Consider the following 19,309-nt stretch of genomic DNA (forward strand, 5'->3'; position numbering starts at 1 on the left):
TCTACATCCGTTGAACTCGAGGTTTTGCATGACGCTCAGTCCTTTGGCAGGCAAGCCGGCTCCGGCCAGCGTGCTGGTCGATATTCCCCGCCTGTTGACCGCCTACTACACCGGTCGCCCGGACGCTACGGTCGCGTCGCAGCGCGTGGCCTTCGGCACTTCCGGACATCGAGGCACCTCGTTCGAGTTGAGCTTCAACGAGCATCATGTGCTGGCGATCACCCAGGCGATCTGCCTGTACCGCCAGGAGAAGGGCATCGATGGCCCGCTGTTCATCGGGGCTGACACCCATGCCTTGTCGGCGCCGGCCACGGCCAGCGCGCTGGAAGTCCTGGCGGCCAATGGCGTGCAGGTGCGGTTGTCCAAGGACGACGAGTACACCCCGACCCCGGCGGTGTCCCATGCGATCCTGTGCTACAACCGCGGGCGTCAACAGGGCCTGGCCGACGGCATCGTCATCACCCCCTCGCACAACCCGCCCCAGAGCGGTGGTTTCAAATACAATCCGCCCAATGGTGGCCCGGCCGACAGCGATGTGACCAAGTGGGTCGAAGCCAAGGCCAACGAACTGCTGGCTGCAGGCCTTGAGGGTGTCAAGCGCATTGATTACGCCCAGGCTCTGCAGGCTGCCACCACGCAGCGTCACGACTATGTGAGCAGCTACGTGGCAGACCTGGAAAACGTCATCGATTTCGAGGTCATCCGCAACGCCAACCTGCGCCTGGGTGTCGATCCGCTGGGTGGTGCGGGCGTGCGCTATTGGTCGGCGATTGCCGAGCGATACCAGTTGAACCTTGAAGTGGTCAACACCGAGGTCGACCCGACCTTCCGGTTCATGACCGTCGACTGGGACGGGCAGATTCGCATGGACCCTTCGTCGCCACACGCCATGCAGGGCCTGATCGGCCTGCGCGAGCGTTTCGACGTGGCATTTGCCTGCGACCCGGACCATGACCGCCACGGTATCGTCACCAGTGACGGCCTGCTGCAGCCGAACAACTACCTCGCCGTGGCCATCGATTACCTGTTCCGCCATCGCCCGCAGTGGCGCAACGACGCCGCTGTCGGCAAGACCGTGGTCAGCAGCGGCATGATCGACCGGGTTACCGAGCGGCTAGGGCGCAAGCTGCATGAAGTGCCGGTGGGCTTCAAGTTCTTCGCCCAGGGCTTGTTCGAGGGCTCGCTTGGTTTTGGTGGGGAGGAGAGTGCGGGTGCTTCGTTCCTGCGTCTGGACGGGAGCGTCTGGGCGACCGACAAGGATGGCCTGATTCCCGCCTTGCTGGCGGCCGAGATGACTGCACGCACAGGACGCAATCCGAGCCAAGCCTACGCCGATCTCACCGCAGCCCTGGGCAAGCCCTACGCCACCCGCGTCGAGGCCAAGGCCGATGCGCGGCAGAAAGCGCTGCTGAGCAAGCTGGCGCCTGAGCAGGTGAAGTCCACCGAGCTTGCCGGCGAGCCGATCCAGCAGATCCTCAGCCACGCACCAGGCAACGGCCAGGCCATCGGCGGCCTGAAGGTGATGACCGCCAATGGCTGGTTTGCCGCGCGTCCTTCGGGTACCGAGGACATCTACAAGATCTACGCCGAAAGCTTCATTGACGAGGCGCATCTGCAGCGCCTGGTGCAAGAGGCCCAGGCACTGGTGGATGCGGCGATCAGCTGATTGCCTACGCGCATGCCGAACCGTGCTTTTCGCGGGCCAGCCCGCGAAACGCACGGTTCGGTCATCTGCCTCAGGCCACGTCCACCAGAACGATCTCGCTGTCCTCGAGCGCCGTGACGCGCAGCACCTCTTCACCCTCTACGGCAACCCCGTCCCGGGCTTTGGCGCGCACGCCATTGGCCTCGACCACGCCTTTGGCTGGAACCAGATACCCACGCCGCCCGGCATCAAAACGATACTCGGCGCTCTCGCCGGCGCGCAGGGTCGCGGCCACCAGCCGGGCATCGGCGCGGATGCGCAGGGCATCCTGATCCTCGACACGGCCGCTGGCCAGGGTCACGAAGCCTTCGCCGCGGTCACCTTTAGGGAAGGGTCGAGTGCCCCAGGACGGCGCCTCTCCGACCTTGTCCGGCACGATCCAGATCTGGAAGATGCGGGTGTCGACCTGCTCCAGGTTGTACTCGCTGTGCACGATGCCAGTACCCGCACTCATCACCTGCACGTCACCGACTTCGGTGCGGCCTTTGTTACCCAGATTGTCCTGGTGGCTGATTGCACCTTCGCGTACGTAAGTGATGATCTCCATATCCCGGTGTGGATGCGGTGGGAAGCCACTGCCGGCGGCGATCAGGTCGTCGTTCCACACTCGCAGGTTGCCCCAATGCATACGTTCGGTGTCGTAGTACTCGGCAAAGGAAAAATGATGATGGGCGTCCAGCCAGCCGTGGTTGGCATGGCCGAGGCTTTCGAAGGGGCGCAGTTGCAGCATGATCAGGGTCCTCGGTAGGTGGGAATGGGCTGATGATGCCTTTTTCAAGTATCGAAAATAAGCGTAAATATCGACTTGTTTTTATCTGATAAATCGATGTTTTTCGTTGCGGTACTTTCTGCGTTTCATCGCCTAATCCTATGATCTGCAAGCATTAGCTGGCGCTTTTCAGCGGTTCGGTGGAACATGCTCCACTGATTCGACTAGCAATGGAGTGACCGTGTCTCTCGAGCAGCCCCCGGCGCCACCGGACCTGACCCCGCCCGCGCAATTACCCTGGTTGCGCCGCCTGGCCGCACGCCTGCTTGGGCGAGGATTGAGCCGTTTGCAGGCGCAGCACCGCGACTCATGGTTCCTCGGCCACGCCACCGGCCAACGCAGCGGGCATGCCGATGGCCTGCGTGACGGCTACGAACGTGGGCGTGCCGAAGGGTACGAGGCCGGGCGGCAGGTCCTGGTGATCCGCGACAGCCGCCCTGACAGCGCTGCAGTGCCAGGCCAGGATGACAAGCTGTTCGACGACTGGCGCCTGCCGCTGACAGCAGAGCTGAAGAAACGCTTCAAGGCCGATGTCGCCCAGCGCCTGCCTGCCGACGCCCAGCCCAGCGCCGCGCAATGGAAGCTGATCTTCAGCGACACGCCATCTACTTGCGTGGTGGCGGGTGCCGGTGCCGGCAAGTCCACTTCGCTGGTGCTGCGTATCCTGCTGCTGCGCCACTACCTGGGCTTCGAGCTGGACGCCATGACCGTGGTCACCTTCACGCGTGAGTCGCGCAAGGACTTCATCAAGCGGCTGGTGCAGGTCTTCGCCATCTGGCAGATCGACCTGCCGCCGGCCCGTGCTCGTGACCTGGTTCGCACCTTCCATTCGCGCATCCTGCCGCTGGTGCGCAGCTTGCCGGGGTTCTCCCAACTGCGCGCATTCGAGACACTGGGCAACGATCTACCGGCTGGCAGCGAAGCCGAGAGCGAAGGTAATCCTTTCGACCTGCGCCTGAACGATGCCCAGCGCCAGCAGCTCAATCTGTGTTATCGCGACCTGCTGCGTGACAGCCCACGCTTTGCCGAACTGGTCGCGACGATGCGCCGCGAGGCCCTGCAACTCAAGCCCCTCGATCCGGATCATCCCGATGTGCAGAAGCGCGTGCAGGTGACTCAACTGGCTGCCCAGCGCGACGAAGAACTGTGCGACGTGATCGAAGACCTGTGGTTCGCTGCGGGCGCCTGGCCGATCAAGGGCATCGAGCCCTGTCGGGAAACCGTGCAGATCCGTGGCCAGCGTTTCCATGTGCATGGGCGTCTCGAAGGGCTCGATGCCTGGGTAGTGCTGGGCTTCGATCCGTCGGAAAGCGCCCAGTATCAGCGTGCCAACGCCAAGCTGTCGGTGCGTGCCGAGTGGGCTGTAAAGCGCACGTTGTTTCAAGCTTTCTGTGATAAGCCATTGATTTGGCTTGATAACTATACTTCGGCAAAACGTCTCGCCGCGTCGCTGGCGGGTGATGCGGTGGCGGGGCCTGGGTTCGAGTTCAAGGTCAAGGGCGAACTGGCTCCTGCGCCGTTGCTCGATGCCTTCGTCGGTGCGGCGAGCTTCATCGAGAACCTGGGGCTTGAGGTGGGGAGCGCCGTGGCTCGCATGAGCTTTGCGCCAGGCGACAGCGATGCGCCGTTTTTCGAAGCGCTGGCCCTGTACTGGAAGGCATTGGAAACTCACCTGCTTGGGCAGTCGCCGCCAGTGATGACCTATAACCGCATGTTCGCCCTGTTCGGCGAGAACAACCCCGAGAACCTGCAACTGCTGCCAGACCGGCTGCTACGCCCGCTGGCGCACTTGATGATCGACGAGTTCCAGGATGTCTCGCCACAGATCGTCAGCTGGTTGCGCGCTACATTGGGCGAGATCCGCAGGCGTGGCCCTGGCATGCATACCGGGCGCAACGCCGGGCATTCGTCGTTGATGTGCGTGGGTGATGACTGGCAGTCGATCTATGGCTGGCGCGGCAGTTCTCCGAAGTACTTCATGGAGTTTGGCAAGACCTTCCCATCACCGGCCAATACCCGGGTGATGCTGGTCGAGAACTACCGGAGCCAGCAACACATCATCGATGCGGCCGAACACCTTGTGCGCGGTACAACGGCGATCAACGGCAAGAAAGCCAGGGCCTGCGGTGGCGCCGCCGCGCTGCCACTGTCGCCAGTCAAGGTGTTCGAGCGCGACGAAGCGGCTCTCGGGCAGACCCTGATCGAGCATTACCTACGGGGCGAAACGGTGATGATGTTGTTTCGAAAAAGCAGCGATAAGTTATTGATTTCAAACCATATAGAAACGGTTGTCAGGGTTGATTCGAGCTTGCCACCTGAGCAGCGTCGTCTGCGTCAGCTCACCTATCACAGCGCCAAGGGCCTGCAGGCCGATGCCGTGTTCATGCTTGGTGATTGTCAGTACCTGACCAGTTCACCCTACAAGAACCAGGTGTATCGCATGGCCGGGTTAGGGCGTACCGGGGATGCACAGCCGTTCGACAGCGCGCAGAAAGACGAAGCGCAGCGCCTGGCCTACGTCGGGTTGACGCGGGCGATCAGGCACTGCTATTGGCATGTGGAAGCGGTCAGCGGCGATGCAGCGTCGCTGCATCGTGCGTCCAGCCAGGTACATGGCCGGCAAGCCTTCTTCGAGGACTTGCGCGGCCAGTGAGGGTGGACAGCGTCAGGGGGTTTCGACCTCACGGGTCAGGCTGTCGAACAGGCCGCGCTCGACGCTGGTCTGCTCATCGCGCAGCGCGTTGTATGCCGCCTCGTGTGCGACAGAAACCGCTGATGCCCTTCCGCTCCGAAAGGCTGGCTTGCAGGGCGCGCGCCTGTAGATGGCTAGCACCTGATCGTGAATTGTCCTGTCTGCGAGGGATCGGTTATGGTGCTGCGATGCCCTTTCGGAGCGACGACCAGGAGCTGCCCCCATGCGTCCCTTTGCCATTCGTCATATCGATCATCTGGTGCTGCGAGTGCGCGATCTTCAGCGCAGTGTCGCCTTTTACCGTGACGTGCTTGGCTGCCGGGTGAGCAAGGAGCGGCCGGACTTGGGCATAATCCATCTGGCCACCGGTACCGCGATGATCGATCTGGTGAGCCTGGACGGTGAGCTGGGACGCCCGGGCGGTGCTGCGGCAGGCGAGAGCGGGCGTAACCTGCATCACTTCTGCCTGCGTATCGAACCGTTCGACGAGCAGGCGTTGACCCGCTACCTGCAAGCCGCCGGGGTTGCGGTCGATGCCGCCGAAGTGCGATATGGCGCCGAGGGCGAGGGCCTGTCGCTGTACTGTTATGACCCCGATGGCAACCAGGTCGAGCTGAAAGGGCCTGTTGGCGAGCAGGCTACCCGTCCCTAGCGTCATCAAGGGCGCAGTGGATATCCGCGCAATCCCGATTATGCTTCAACGTACCTTGCTGCGATTCTGGGCAGCCCGCCCTGTCGTGCTTCGCGCAACCGTAGTCCTGCTTAGACCCGGGGCCAGGGTGCGATGCTGTTTTTCTGAGGTACTCCGGCCTGACAAGAACAAGACGGAGGCAACCCATGGCGGCAATCGACAGCACATCGACGGGCAGTGCGCCCCAACGCGGCATCAGTCGGGAGGAGCGCAAGGTCATCTTCGCTTCATCCCTGGGCACCGTGTTCGAGTGGTACGACTTCTACCTTTACGGCTCGCTAGCGGCGATCATCGCCAAGCACTTCTTCGCCGGCGTCAACGAAACCACCTCGTTCATCTTCGCCTTGCTGGCGTTTGCTGCAGGCTTTGCCGTGCGGCCGTTCGGGGCCGTCGTGTTCGGCCGACTCGGCGACATGATCGGGCGCAAGCACACCTTCCTCATCACCATCATCATCATGGGCCTGTCCACTGCCGTGGTCGGCATATTGCCCAGCTACGCCAGCATCGGCGTGGCGGCGCCGATCATTCTCATCTCCCTGCGGCTGCTGCAAGGCCTGGCGCTGGGCGGCGAGTACGGTGGCGCAGCGACCTACGTGGCCGAGCACGCACCGCCCGGCAAGCGTGGCTTTTTCACGTCGTGGATCCAGACCACCGCCACCTTGGGCCTGTTCCTGTCGCTGCTGGTGATCCTGACCTGCCGCACGGTGATGGGTACCGAAGCGTTCGAAGCCTGGGGCTGGCGGATTCCGTTCCTGATCTCGATCCTGCTGCTGGTGATTTCGGTGTACATCCGCATGCAGCTCAACGAGTCGCCGGTGTTCCTGAAGATGAAGGCCGAGGGCAAGGCGTCCAAGGCGCCGCTGACCGAATCCTTCGCGCGTTGGGATAACCTCAAGGTGGTGATCATGTCGCTGCTCGGCGGCACTGCCGGCCAGGCCGTGGTGTGGTACACCGGGCAGTTCTACGCGCTGTTCTTCCTGTTGCAGACCCTGAAGATCGACCCCCAGACCGCCAACTTGCTGATTGCAGGTTCGCTGTTGATCGGCACGCCGTTCTTCATCCTGTTCGGCAGCCTGTCCGATCGCATCGGGCGCAAGAAGATCATCATGGCGGGCTGCATCATTGCCGCGCTCACCTATTTCCCGATCTTCAAGGGCCTGACAGAGTACGGCAACCCGGACGTGTTCGTCGCTCAGGAGCAGAATCCCGTCGTGGTGGTGGCCGACCCGGCGCAGTGCTCGTTCCAGTTCGATCCGGTGGGCAAGGCCAAATTCACCAGTTCCTGCGATATCGCCAAGAGCCTGCTGGCCAAGCGCGCCATTCCCTATGACAACGAACGTGCACAGCCCGGCAGTGTGGCGCAGGTGCGTATCGGTGAACGGGTCATTGCAAGCTTCGAAGGCACAGGGTTGGCGGCGGCCGAGCTCAAGGCCCAGGGCGATGCGTTCACCGCGACCCTGACCGGCGCGCTGAAGGAGGCCGGCTATCCCGAAAAGGCTGACCCGGCGAAGATCCATTACCCGATGGTGTTGCTGCTGCTGACCCTTCTGGTGATCTACGTGACCATGGTCTACGGCCCCATCGCTGCCTGGTTGGTGGAGCTGTTCCCGGCGCGTATCCGCTACACCTCGATGTCGCTGCCTTACCACATCGGTAATGGCTGGTTCGGCGGTTTCCTGCCGACGGTGGCCTTTGCCATGGTGGCGGCCACGGGGGATATCTACTACGGGTTGTGGTACCCGATCGTCATCGCGGTGATGACTGCGGTGCTGGGTATCTTCTTCCTGCCTGAGACCAAGGACCGGGATATCAACCACGCCTGAAGAAACGGCCACTCCTGCAGTTCTTGCAGGAGTGGCCTTGTTTCGCGAGCACTGGCCGCTAGGCTGCAAGCCAGTCGCGAATCTGCTCCAGCGTGGCAGTCGCGCCACCGCAGACGATCATCAGCACGTTGTTGTACTGCGCCAGGCGCTCGGGTGCGTAGGCCAAGGCCAGCGCTGCGCCGCAAGCAGGTTCTACCAGTATCCGGTGATCGTGCAGAAAGCGCTCGCAGGCCTGGAGCGCCGCATGGTCGGTTATTCGCTCGCTGTGCAGTGGATGGTTTTGTGCGCAGGCCAGCGCCTGGTCCGCCACACGCTTGGCGCCCAGCGAGGTGGCCACCGAAGTGATGGCCGGCAGTTCCACCGGATGGCCCGCAGCGATGGCGGCGTGCAGTGATGCGGCACCGTCGGTTTCCACCGCCAGCACAGGCACGTCGTGCCAGCCATTGCGCTTGAGCCCCTCGACCACGCCACTGAGCAGTCCGCCGCCCCCTACCGACAACACCACTGCATCGGGTTTGAGTCCGGCCTGGGCGACTTCGTCGATCATGCTGGCATGTCCGGTCCACAGCAGCGGGTCGTCGAACGGGTGGACGAACGCATCACCCGCGCCCAGCAAGCCTTGCGCATGCTGGTTGGCTTCTTGCCACGAGCTGCCTTTGACCACGACCTGGGCGTCTTCGAGTTTCAGCAGTTCGATGGCGCGCGTGCTGGTGGTTTCCGGCACCACCACGGTTACCGGCACGCCGAGCTTGCGCCCGGCATAGGCGACGGCGAGGCCGGCGTTGCCTCCGGAAGACGACACGAAGTGCCGGGCGCCACGTGCATGGTGCACTTCGCAGGCATGGCCTACGCCGCGCAGCTTGAAAGAGCCAGAGGGCTGCAGTGCCTCGAGCTTGAGCCACAGGGTACGGCCGGCGGCCAGTGAGAGTGGGCGGGATTCGATCAAAGGGGTCTGGATATGCAAGGTCATGGCGGGCTCCGCATTCAGCGTTCGCGGGCAGCCGGCGTGGCGTCGCCGCGCAGCTGCTCCAGGTAGTTGTAGATGGTGTAGCGGGTCACGCCCAGGGCGTCGGCAGCCTTCTCGACGCCACCTTTGACGATGAACAGGCCGCGCTCCTGCATCACTCGTACGGCCTCGACCTTGGCTTGCTTGTTCATCCGCCCTCGGCCCGAGCGCTGCAGCGAGTCCTGGATGATCTCGCTCATCAGCAGCGTCATGTCGGCCGTCTCACGGGGCGGGTGTGTGTCCGCGAGGGCGCCGAGTGGCTGAAAGTGCTGAAGAAAGGTCATGGCGGCATCAAGGCCGGTAATGTCGGTGTTTACGCACAGGCTGGCGAACGGGTGGCCGCCGCTGTCGCGAAAGATTGCCGTGGCGCTGCGCAGCGTGCGCCCCTTGAGGGTTGTGGGGTAGTCCGGCAGCACCACCGGCTCGCAGCCGTCCTGAGTACGGCCGGCGTGCATCAGTGCCTTGAAGCCTTGGTCCTGTTCCGGTGCGGCCAGGATCGGGCTGCCCACTCGACGGCCCGAAAGATGGCCGTTGACGATGGCGATCACCGAGTGCTCGGGATTGTCGAGGTCGTGCAGGAGGATTTCCAGGTTGCGCGGCGCAACGCTGCCCAAGGCCTGGAGCGCAGCCTTGAGGACGGTGAGGGTGAGCTGGCGTTCTTGCTGAAGAGGGAGTGCGGGCATGGGAAATCGCCAGATTCTTAATTGTGTTGAATTTTACACAAATAGTTGAATCTGGCGAGTGTGGATTGCGCTCGAACGTTAGCTCAGTGGTGGCGTGCGCGGTGGAATCACCCGGCGCGAGCCGGTGGCTTCGAAACCTGCGGCAAAGCGCAGCAGGTTACTGTCGTCATAGGCCCGGCCAGCGAAGGTCAGGCCCACTGGCATACCGATGTCGGCCATCACGCCCATCGGCACGGTCACTGTCGGCACACCCAGATGACGGATTGCCAGGTTGCCATTGGCGACCCAGATCCCGTTGCTCCAGGCGATGTCTGCCGAGACTGGGTTGATATCGGCATCGGCCGGGCCGACATCGGCGACGGTGGGGAACAGCACCGCGTCCAGCTTGTGCTCGTCCATCCAGTCTTCCAGGTCCATCTTGCGCGTTTGCTCCAGGCCGCGCAGGCCGTCCGGGACGGTAGCGATCTGATCCCAGGACTTGAGGCCACGCTTGGCCATGTTGACGTATTCGTCCATGCCGGCGGCCAGGTCGTCCTCGCGGTTGGGCAGGGTGCCCGGATCGTGCGGGAAGATCTTCGGCCCGTCGACGTCAGCCAGGCGGTTCAGCTTGGGGTCGTTGTTGGCGCGCAGGAAATCGTCGAACGCCCAGCCGGACAGTTCCCACAGCTCGTCGTGCAGGAATTCCTTGCTGACGATACCGCGGTTATACACGGTCGGCGCACCCGGACGATCACCCTCGCAGTTGGAGACCAACGGGAAGTCGGTTTCGACCACTTCGGCGCCTGCCGCCTCCAGCGCTTTGCGGGCTTGCTCCCAGAGGTCGATGACGCTGGCGCGGGTGTTGATGCGCTGGCCAGTCGGGCCACCAATGCCGGGTTTTTCCGACGTGCCGGCCTCGGCGTCGGCATTGATGTACATGCGCGGTACGGCAAAGCGCTTGCCTTTAAGCGCGCCGGCACCGACGGCCAGGTCGAGGTAACTGGCGGGGCGCACGCTCGAGGCTGCCGGGATTGGCACCCAGGGCTGCATGCGCCAAAGGTCGCCACGGGTGTCGGCGTCGTCGGCCACCACCACGTCGAGAATTTCCAGCAGATCGGCCATGGTCCGTGCGTAAGGCACGACCACATCCATGGTTGGCGTGAGCGGCCAGTTGCCGCGCACCGAGATCACCCCACGCGATGGGGTGTAGGCGCACAGGCCGTTGTTCGACGCCGGCCCGCGACCGCTCGACCAGGTTTCCTCGGCCAGGCCGAAGGCGCTGTAGCTGGCCGCCGTGGCGGTACCGGCGCCGTTGGAGGAGCCAGAGGCGAAGGGCGCGGTGAGGTAAGCCGCGTTGTACGGGCTTTCGGCGCGGCCGTAGACGCCGCGCTGCATGCCGCCGTTGGCCATGGGCGGCATGTTGGTCTTGCCCAGGCAGATCGCCCCTGCGGCGCGCAGGCGCTCGACGGTGAACGCGTCGCGCTGGGCGACCAGATGCTCGAACGCCGGGCTGCCGGAGGCGGCGGTCAGGCCCTTGACCAGGTAGCTGTCCTTGGCGGTGTAGGGGATGCCGTCCAGCGGGCCAAGCGTGGTGCCGGCGGCGCGGCGGGCGTCGGAGGCCTCGGCCTCCCTGAGCGCTTCGGGGTTGCGCACCACGACGGCGTTCAGCGCGGTGGCGGTGTCGGCTCCATCGTAGGCGTCGATACGGGCCAGGTAGGCCTTGACCAGTTCGACCGCCGTCGTGCGGCCGGACTCGAGCGCGTTGCGCAGCTCGGCAATGGAAACCTCGGTTACCTCGATCATGCTGTCACCAAAATGTACAGGTGGATTTTATGCAGGCGAGTGTACAAGAAGCCCTGCGCGGGCGCAGGTTTGCACCAGGGAAAAACCTGTTTGCAGCACGGCATGTGCGGGCAGGAGGGCGTGTGCTCAGGAGGGCGCGCTTTGAAAAATTCAGAAACATCCGATATGTCACGACGGGCAAAACCATCAGCGTCTACCGTTTGTCGTAGCTAACCGTGCGCATGAAGCGCCCTGATGGAGATTACCCGTACATGGCAAGTCCGCCCGAACAACCTCGCAAGCCCACCATCAACCCACCGGTTTTCTGGATTTCCGCGGTCCTGCTGCTGATTCTGGTGCTGTACGCCAGCGTGTTCCAGGCCCATGCACAGGCGTTGTTCGCACATATCCAGGGCTGGATCATCGTCAATGTCAGCTGGTTCTACATTCTCGGTGTGGCGCTGATTCTCGGCACTGTGGTGTTTCTGGGCATCAGTCGCTACGGCGATATCAAGCTCGGCCCCGACCACAGCACCCCCGACTACAACAATGCCACTTGGTTCGCCATGCTGTTCTCCGCAGGCATGGGCATCGGCCTGATGTTCTTCGGTGTCGCGGAGCCTGTGATGCACTTCCTCAAGCCACCGCTGGGTGAGGGCGGCACGGTGCTGGCGGCGGGCGAGGCCATGCGTATCACCTTCTTCCACTGGGGGCTGCATGCCTGGGCGATTTACGCCATCGTCGCACTGATCCTGGCCTATTTCAGCTATCGCCACGGCTTGCCGCTGACCTTGCGCTCGGCGCTCTACCCGCTGATCGGCGAGCGCATCCACGGGCCACTGGGGCATGCGGTCGACATCTTTGCGATCATCGGCACGGTATTCGGCGTCGCCACTTCGCTGGGCTTTGGCGTGTCGCAGATCAACACCGGGCTCAATGCCCTGTTTGGTGTGCCGGTATCCATTCCGGTGCAGATCGCGCTGATCATCGGTACCACGTTCCTGGCCACGTTGTCGGTGATGTCCGGGCTGGACAAGGGCATTCGGCGGTTGTCCGAGCTCAATCTGGGCCTGGCGGTGCTGCTGTTGCTGATGGTGATGCTGCTGGGGCCGACCGTGCTGATCCTGCAGACCTTCGTACAGAACACGGGTGGCTACCTGAGCGAGATCGTCAGTCGCACGCTCAACCTCTACGCCTATCAGCCCACCGACTGGATCGGTGGCTGGACCCTGTTCTACTGGGGCTGGTGGCTGGCCTGGTCGCCCTTTGTCGGGCTGTTCATCGCGCGCATCTCGCGCGGGCGCACCATCCGTGAATTCGTGACCGGCGTGCTGCTGGTGCCGACTGCGTTCACCCTGCTGTGGATGACGGTGTTCGGCAACACAGCGATCCACATGATCCTTGACGAGGGGTTGACCGACCTGGCCGCGGCGGTGGAGCAGGATACGTCGCTGGCGCTGTTCGCCTTCCTCGAGCATTTCCCCTTCGCCAGCATCATCAGCACCCTGGCGGTGGTCATGGTGGTGGTGTTCTTCGTCACCTCGGCCGAGACCGGCGCGATGGTGGTGGACATGCTGGCCTCCGGCGGCAAGGAGGGCACACCGATCCGCCAGAGGATCTTCTGGGCCTCAAGCATGGGCATCGTCGCCATCGCACTGCTGCTGGCCGACGGCCTCAAGGCGCTGCAGACCGCGACCATCGCCAGTGCGCTGCCGTTTACCCTGGCGTTGCTGCTGAGCATGCGCGGACTGCTCAAGGCGCTCAAACTCGACGCCACCAAGCGTGACCTGCGCTACCAGGCGCTGGCTATCTCGCCGACCGCTTCGCGTGCTGCGGGCAACTGGCAGCGACGTCTGCGCACGCTGGCGATGTTCCCGCGCCGTTCACATGTGCAGCGCTTCATCGCTGACGTAGCGCTGCCGGCCTGCCAATCGGTGGCCGAGGAGTGGCGTCGCCAGGGTTATGAGTGCAGCGTCGAGGAAGGCGAGGCTGGCCGAGTGACGCTCAAGGTCGGGCCGAGCGATGAGGTGTTCGTCTACGAGATTCGCCCACGCGCCTATGCCATGCCCAGCTTCGTGCTGAGCGATGCCGCCGGGGAGGAGCGCAAGTACTTCCGTGCCGAAGTGCACTTGCGTGAGGGCGGGCAGGACCACGATGTGATGGGCTGGTCGAAGGACGAAGTGATCGGCGACATTCTCGATCACTTCGAACGGCACCTGCACTTCCTGCACCTGGTGCGTTGACGCGTACCTGTGGGAGCGGGTTTACCCGCGAAAAGGCCATCACGATGGCCGGTGTTCGCGGGTAGAGCCGTTACTGCAGGTCTGCCGCCGAGTGTCGCTCCGGCACCTGGCTTTGTTCGTCACCCCAGGTGCGGTTGACCCGGGTGCCGCGCTGCACGGCCGGGCGCTCGGCGATTTCTTCGGCCCAGCGCTGCACGTGCGGATATTCGTCCACCGCCAGGAATTCGGCCGCGCCGTACAGGTTGCCGCGCACCAACTGCCCGTACCACGGCCATACGGCGATGTCGGCGATGCTGTACTCGTCGCCACCCAGGTAACGGCTCACCGCCAGGCGTCGCTCGAGCACGTCGAGCTGACGCTTGGCTTCCATGGTGAAGCGGTTGATGGCGTACTCGATCTTTTCCGGCGCATACACGTAGAAGTGGCCGAAACCACCGCCCAGGTAAGGCGCCGAGCCCATCTGCCAGAACAGCCAGTTCAGGCTTTCGACGCGGGCGGCTGGATCTTTCGGCAGGAAGGCACCGAACTTTTCCGCCAGGTGCAGCAGGATCGAACCGGACTCGAACACCCGCACCGGCGGCTCGACGCTGCGGTCGAGCAGGGCCGGTATCTTGGAGTTCGGATTGACCTCGACGAAGCCGCTGGAGAACTGGTCGCCATCACCAATGCGGATCAGCCAGGCGTCGTATTCAGCGCCGCTGTGCCCCAGGACCAGCAGCTCTTCGAGCAGGACCGTGACCTTGACGCCGTTGGGCGTGGCCAGCGAATAGAGTTGCAGGGGATGCTTGCCGACGGGCAGGACCTTGTCGTGGGTGGGGCCGGCGATCGGGCGGTTGATACTGGCGAACTGGCCGCCGGCTGCGGCGTCGTTCTTCCAGACCTTCGGTGGGACGTAGGGGCTGTTGCTCATCCGATGAAATCTCCTGATGGTCTTCGATCCCATTGCGATCGCCTGATGCGATCAGGGTGCGATTGGCCAAGACTAGGGCAGGAGAAGTGGTCAAGGGAAGTGAAGTATTGCGCAGGGGTTATAACCGCTGCGCGTCTGCCAGGGGCTTGCAGACGCGCAGCGGGCTGCATCAGGCCACGGGGATCAAGGGGTCGGCTGCGGCGAGGGCGGCCGCGCGTTCGGCCGCAGGTGGGTAGATCCAGATGCTGTTGATCTGGCTCTTGAGTGCCTTGGCCTCGTGCTTGTCTTCCGGCGGGCTGACCTTGCGGTCCCAGCCTTCGGTGTATACCGCGCCCCACGCACCGAGGTCCAGGCAGGTCACGTACTTGGGCTGGCTGTAGGTCATCGGCGCCACGCCGATCAACTCGGCGGCGGCGTTGTTGCCGGCGTAGCGACCCAGCGCGATGGCGTGCTGGCACGACATCACCGCGAAATTGCCCACCTCGTCGCAGGCGGCATAGGCGACGTCACCTGCCGCGTAGACTGCCGCATTGCCCTTGACCTTGAGGGTGCCGTCCACATGCAGACGGCCCTGACGGTCGTGCTCGCCGCTGACCTGCGCGGTAAGCGGATTGGCCACGAAACCGACGGTCCAGATCACGGTATTTGCATCGATGCGCTGCCCGTTGTCCAGCGTGACGCCAGCGGCGTCCACTGCGGCCACTGACGCGCCGCAGATCCACTCCACGCCCAACGCTTGCGATGCCTGGACGATCGCCGGGCTGATGCCGTCGCCCAGCACAGCTCCGATCCGCGCACCGCGATCGACCACCACCACGCGATGCTTGACCTGGTCGCCGAGGATCTTGCGCAGCCGCGCGGGGAGTTCAGTGGCCGTCTCGATACCGGTGAAACCACCCCCGGCAACCACCACGGTATTGCGCGCCGGTGTATCGGGTTGGGCCGGCAACGACTTGAGATGCTCTTCCAGGCGTGTGGCGCTGTCGATCTTGTCGACATCGAATACCCGTTCGATACCCGCAAGCGCAGGACGATTGAGGATGCTGCCGCACGCCATGATCAGCCGGTCGTAGGCCAGGGTCGCCTCGCTGCCATCTGCGCTGCGATAGCCGACCCGCTGGCCTGCCTCGTCGATGTGGTGGGCCGTGCCTTGCACGAAGCGCACGTTCACGGCGTCGAACAGCGCCTGCAACGGGGCGGCCATCTGGTGAACGTCAGGCTCGTAGAAGCGTGGGCGGATGTGCAGTTCGGCCTGTGGTGCGAGCACCGTGATCTGGACGTCGTCGCGTCCGTGCAGGTCGAGCTGGCGCGCAGCGCCCAGGGCGCTCCAGAGGCCGGCAAAGCCTGCGCCGAGGATCAGGATCTGTTTCATCGTTGTGCTCCTGGAAAATTCCGGATACCGCAAATTGTGGGTGTTGTCGGTAACGGGCACGGCATGCGATGACGCAAGAAAGGTCGCTCGAACGGCTGGCGGCGCAGTGCGGTTCGCCTGACTGGCCGAAGTCGATGATAAGGCTTGCTGGCGGCGCACGGCCGTGGCCCGACAGGCGTAGCCGCAAGGCTCGATCTGTCGCGGCGATGCTACGTGCGCTGCCGGGGCGACCCTAGGTCAAAGATCCCTGGATTTCGGCCAGTGGTACGCTGCGGGCAAAACGGGCGCGATAGTCGCGTGGGCTGACCTGCAGGTGGCGCTGAAAGGCCAGGCGCAGGCGCTCTTCGTTGCCGAAGCCGCACAGGCGGGCGATCTGCTCGATACGCTGCGCGGAGGTCTCCAGCAGGCGGCGCGCGGCCTCCACGCGAAACAGCTCGAGGGTCTTGGCCGGGGTGCGACCGGTCTTTTGCTTGTACACCCGGGTGAAGTTGCGCAGGCTCATGTTCGCCTGGTCCGCCAGGCGCTCCACGCTCAGGCGGGGGTCGCCCAGGTTGTCGTTGATCCATAGATGCAAGGCTTCGAAGGCGGCGCTGTCTTCGCCCTGGACCTTGAGCAGTTGGCTGAACTGGGTCTGGCCGCCGGGTCGCTTGAGAAACACCACCAGTTCCCGCGCCACCTGCATGGCGACCTCTCGGCCACAGTCGGCCTCGACCAGGGCCAGTGCCAGGTCGATGCCGGCGCTGACGCCGGCCGAGGTCCACAAATGCTCCTGTTCGACGAAGATCGACTCGGCATCGACCTGCACCTCAGGGAACAGCCGCTGCAGGTCGTCGCACATCGCCCAGTGGGTGGCGGCACGACGCCCCTGCAGTAAACCGGCCGCGGCAAGCAGGAAGGTGCCGCTGCACACCGATGCCGTGCGTCGTGCCTTGTGGCTGGCGTGTCGCAGAGCTTCGATCAACTCGCCCTGGTCAGGCAGCAGCCCGATCATCTGCGGAGCACCGGGCACCACCAGCGTGTCCAGGGCCTGATCGAGCAGGACCTGCAGGCATTCGCTGGCCACCGCCAGGCCCTCGGCTGTGGTAATCAGCCCGCCGCCAAGACTTGCCGTACGCACTTCATAGCCTGGCAGCCCTCGTTCGTTGCGGGCCTTGCTCGCCGCCCAGAACACGGTCTGTGCGCCCGTCAGGTCAAGCAGGCCCATTTGCGGGTAGGCGAGGAACAGCACCCGACGCGGCAGGTCGTGGCAGACGTGGGGGGGTTCCGGGAAGCTGGCGGGATGGGTCATGGGCATGTCGACGCTGGAAGGACGTCTACATGGTACTGCACCGCGGGCGAGGCCGCGGTGCCGAGCTGCCGGGTGGCGTGCCTTACAGGTCCAGCACCAGCCGTGCGCTGCGCGCGCGCGACACGCACAGCATCATGGTCTGCTGCGAGGCTTTTTCCTCATCGCTCAGGTACTGGTCGAAATGTTCGGCTTCGCCTTCGAGGATGGCCGTCTCGCAGGTGCCGCACACACCTTCGCGGCACAGGCACTCGACCTTGGCCGCCTTGGACTTCTCGATGGCCTGGAGGATGGTCATGCCTTGCTCGACTTCAAGTTCGGTGCCCGAGCGCGCCAGCACCACGGTGAAAGCGCTGCCGGCGGCAGGGGCGGCAGCGGCGAACTGCTCCCAGTGCACGCGTGACTCGGCGATCCCGGCCGCTGCGGCACTGGCGATCACTGCGTCGATCAGCGGCTTGGGGCCGCAGACATAGAGGTGCGCATCATCGGGCAGGTTGGCGCAGAGGGCGGCCAGGTCAAGCTTGCGCTCGAGGCTGTCGATGTAGAACCGTGTGCTGTGCGCATGCGGGCCATTTTCCAGGTCGGCCTGGAAGGCGCCGTGCTCGGGGGCGCGGAAGGCGTAGTGCAATTCATAGGGCGTCGCGCCGCCCTCGAGTTCGTGCAGCTGCGCCAGGAACGGGGTAATGCCGATGCCGCCGGCGATCAACACATGGCGACCGGCCTCCGGCTCCAGGGCGAACAGGTTGTTGGGGCTGGAGATGGTCAGCTCGCTGCCCACCTCCACCTGGTGATGCATGAACGCCGAGCCGCCCTTGGACTGCTCCTCCAGGCGCACGCCGATCTGGTAGCTGGACAGTTCGCGCGGGTCGCTCATCAGTGAGTAGGCATTGCTGAACTGGCGCCCGTCGGCACCTTGCATCTGCACGATGACGTGGCTGCCACCGGTGAAGGCCGGCAGGGCGGCGCCGTCGGCGCGGGCCAGGGTGAAGCGCTTGATCAGCGGGGTGGCTTGCTCCACGCCGGTGACCTTTACCTTGAACATCTCGTATTGCTTGGCCATGGCGTACCTCGACAGCAAAGCCCCGCGCCAGGCCCTGGCGCGGGACGAACTTCAGGGAAATCAGTCGTCCAGGTGGGCGACGGCGATCAGGTTGTGGAAGTGGGCAATACCGTGCTCGCTGACACCGCTGCGCTGCTGGTCGACCATGATCCGGCCCTGGCCACGGTAGCCGCGCGACTTCAAGCCCTTCTGCACGCTTTCCACCAGGCGCAAGTCTTCTGGGCGGAACACTTCGCGGTACCAGTCGATGAGTTTTTGCTGCTCTTCGCTGATGTCCTTGTTGAGGAAGTAGATGTCGTAGTGTTGCAGGGTGGTTTCGGCATCGACCGGGAACTCGTAGATCACGGTCATGAAGTCGGCCCCTGGCGGCACGTTGAACATGGTGCACGGCCAGGCCCAGAAGCCGGCGAAGGACGGATCCTTGACCGATTCGTCGAACGTGAACGACTGCTCCGAAGGTGTCGCCACCCCGTACTGCAGGGTCCAGTTGCCGTGCAGGCTATGGCTGTACTGGCCGACGTCGACCGACGCGGAGAAACCAGGATGGGCCGGGGCGCAGTGGTAGCACTCCAGGTAGTTGTCGACGATGGATTTCCAGTTGGCCGGGGTGTCGCTGACGAAGCGCGCCGCCAGGTGCAGGTCGTCGATCACCGGGCAGGCCGCGCGCATGCGCTGCTGCAGGCCTGGAAGCTGGTCTTCGACGGAGCCTGCATCGTTGTCCATGTTGATTAAGATGAAGCCTGCGTACTCTTCAACGCGCAGCTGCACCATGGTGGAGTTCTGCTTGTCGAAGTTGACCACGTTCTCGCAGTTGCGCGCATGGGCCAGTTCGCCGTCGAGCTTGAAGGTCCAGGCGTGGTAGGGGCAGGTGATGACGTTCTTGGCCTTGCCGCTGCCTTCGAGCAACTGATGGCCGCGGTGCGGGCAGACGTTGTAGAAGGCACGCAGTACATCGTCGCGGCCGCGCACGACGATGATGCTTTCGCCGATCACTTCGCGGGTGATGTAGGCATTCTTCTCGGCAACCTCGCTACCGTGGCCGACACAGATCCAGCTGCGGGCAAAGATCGCTTCCTTTTCGTGCTCGAACACCGAGGCATTGGTATAGAAGTTGGCCGGGAGGGTATAGGCCTCTTCAGGGTTGGTGCAGAAGTCGGCGGGCAGGCGTTTGAAATCGTTCATGGCGGTCTCTCGGTTTTATTTTGGTTAACGCGTATCTGTCAGTTAACAATCAGGGCAAAAAAATTTTCGATCCCGTGTCGAGCATCTTCGTAGGAGCGGGCTTGCCCGCGAAGGGCCCACCCACTCA

Annotated in this window: 14 protein-coding genes; 5 read left to right on the plus strand and 9 right to left on the minus strand. The window is 63.8% G+C overall.

Translation table 11 applies throughout. The features are described from left to right. Positions 1-28: 28 nt before the first annotated feature. A complete protein-coding gene (pgm, locus tag VA602_RS20705; RefSeq protein WP_323454185.1) occupies positions 29-1,666 on the plus strand; it encodes a phosphoglucomutase (alpha-D-glucose-1,6-bisphosphate-dependent) in 1,638 nt (545 codons plus the stop codon). A 70-nt stretch (positions 1,667-1,736) separates the two neighbouring features. Here pgm and VA602_RS20710 read toward each other — a convergent pair whose 3' ends face one another. Continuing rightward, positions 1,737-2,435 carry a pirin family protein gene (locus VA602_RS20710; protein ID WP_323454186.1) on the minus strand — a complete coding sequence of 233 codons (699 nt, stop codon included), beginning with the start codon at positions 2,433-2,435 and terminating at the stop codon, positions 1,737-1,739. A gap of 220 nt (positions 2,436-2,655) precedes the next feature. Here VA602_RS20710 and VA602_RS20715 point away from each other — a divergent pair, with 220 nt between their 5' ends. The 3 genes from VA602_RS20715 (at position 2,656) to VA602_RS20725 (ending at position 7,680) form a co-directional block, all read left to right on the plus strand. Next, positions 2,656-5,127, plus strand: coding sequence for a UvrD-helicase domain-containing protein (locus VA602_RS20715; protein WP_323454187.1), 2,472 nt, complete (start codon positions 2,656-2,658; stop codon positions 5,125-5,127). Between the two features lie 262 nt (positions 5,128-5,389). Beyond that, positions 5,390-5,818, plus strand: coding sequence for a VOC family protein (locus VA602_RS20720; protein ID WP_323454188.1), 429 nt, complete (start codon positions 5,390-5,392; stop codon positions 5,816-5,818). 185 nt (positions 5,819-6,003) lie between these two features. Continuing rightward, positions 6,004-7,680 carry an MFS transporter gene (locus VA602_RS20725; RefSeq protein WP_323454189.1) on the plus strand — a complete coding sequence of 559 codons (1,677 nt, stop codon included), beginning with the start codon at positions 6,004-6,006 and terminating at the stop codon, positions 7,678-7,680. A gap of 58 nt (positions 7,681-7,738) precedes the next feature. Here the strand turns inward: VA602_RS20725 and VA602_RS20730 are convergent, their stop codons facing one another. From VA602_RS20730 to VA602_RS20740, 3 genes are all read right to left on the minus strand, one after another. Then, positions 7,739-8,650 carry a pyridoxal-phosphate dependent enzyme gene (locus VA602_RS20730; protein WP_323454190.1) on the minus strand — a complete coding sequence of 304 codons (912 nt, stop codon included), beginning with the start codon at positions 8,648-8,650 and terminating at the stop codon, positions 7,739-7,741. Positions 8,651-8,664: 14 nt separating this feature from the next. Beyond that, positions 8,665-9,369, minus strand: a complete 705-nt coding sequence (locus tag VA602_RS20735) for a helix-turn-helix transcriptional regulator (RefSeq protein WP_323454191.1) — start codon at positions 9,367-9,369, stop codon at positions 8,665-8,667. A gap of 78 nt (positions 9,370-9,447) precedes the next feature. Beyond that, positions 9,448-11,151, minus strand: coding sequence for an amidase (locus VA602_RS20740; protein ID WP_112898130.1), 1,704 nt, complete (start codon positions 11,149-11,151; stop codon positions 9,448-9,450). Between the two features lie 251 nt (positions 11,152-11,402). On the opposite strand from VA602_RS20740, the gene VA602_RS20745 reads away from it, so the two are divergent. Next, entirely contained in the window at positions 11,403-13,373 is a 1,971-nt protein-coding gene (locus tag VA602_RS20745; protein WP_323454192.1) for a BCCT family transporter, read from the plus strand. A 70-nt stretch (positions 13,374-13,443) separates the two neighbouring features. Here VA602_RS20745 and yghU read toward each other — a convergent pair whose 3' ends face one another. The 5 genes from yghU to VA602_RS20770 form a co-directional block, all read right to left on the minus strand. Further along, positions 13,444-14,283 (minus strand): glutathione-dependent disulfide-bond oxidoreductase, encoded by an 840-nt coding sequence (gene yghU / locus VA602_RS20750; protein ID WP_323454193.1) that lies wholly within the window; start codon positions 14,281-14,283, stop codon positions 13,444-13,446. Between the two features lie 169 nt (positions 14,284-14,452). Further along, positions 14,453-15,655 carry an NAD(P)/FAD-dependent oxidoreductase gene (locus VA602_RS20755; RefSeq protein WP_323454194.1) on the minus strand — a complete coding sequence of 401 codons (1,203 nt, stop codon included), beginning with the start codon at positions 15,653-15,655 and terminating at the stop codon, positions 14,453-14,455. A 232-nt stretch (positions 15,656-15,887) separates the two neighbouring features. Continuing rightward, a complete protein-coding gene (locus VA602_RS20760; RefSeq protein ID WP_323454195.1) occupies positions 15,888-16,943 on the minus strand; it encodes a GlxA family transcriptional regulator in 1,056 nt (351 codons plus the stop codon). 82 nt (positions 16,944-17,025) lie between these two features. Further along, positions 17,026-18,000 carry a PDR/VanB family oxidoreductase gene (locus VA602_RS20765; protein ID WP_054893766.1) on the minus strand — a complete coding sequence of 325 codons (975 nt, stop codon included), beginning with the start codon at positions 17,998-18,000 and terminating at the stop codon, positions 17,026-17,028. Between the two features lie 60 nt (positions 18,001-18,060). Further along, positions 18,061-19,182 carry an aromatic ring-hydroxylating oxygenase subunit alpha gene (locus VA602_RS20770; RefSeq protein ID WP_323454196.1) on the minus strand — a complete coding sequence of 374 codons (1,122 nt, stop codon included), beginning with the start codon at positions 19,180-19,182 and terminating at the stop codon, positions 18,061-18,063. Positions 19,183-19,309 lie beyond the last annotated feature (127 nt).

The sequence above is a fragment of the Pseudomonas machongensis genome, assembly GCF_034961125.1.
Classification (GTDB): Bacteria; Pseudomonadota; Gammaproteobacteria; order Pseudomonadales; family Pseudomonadaceae; genus Aquipseudomonas; species Aquipseudomonas machongensis.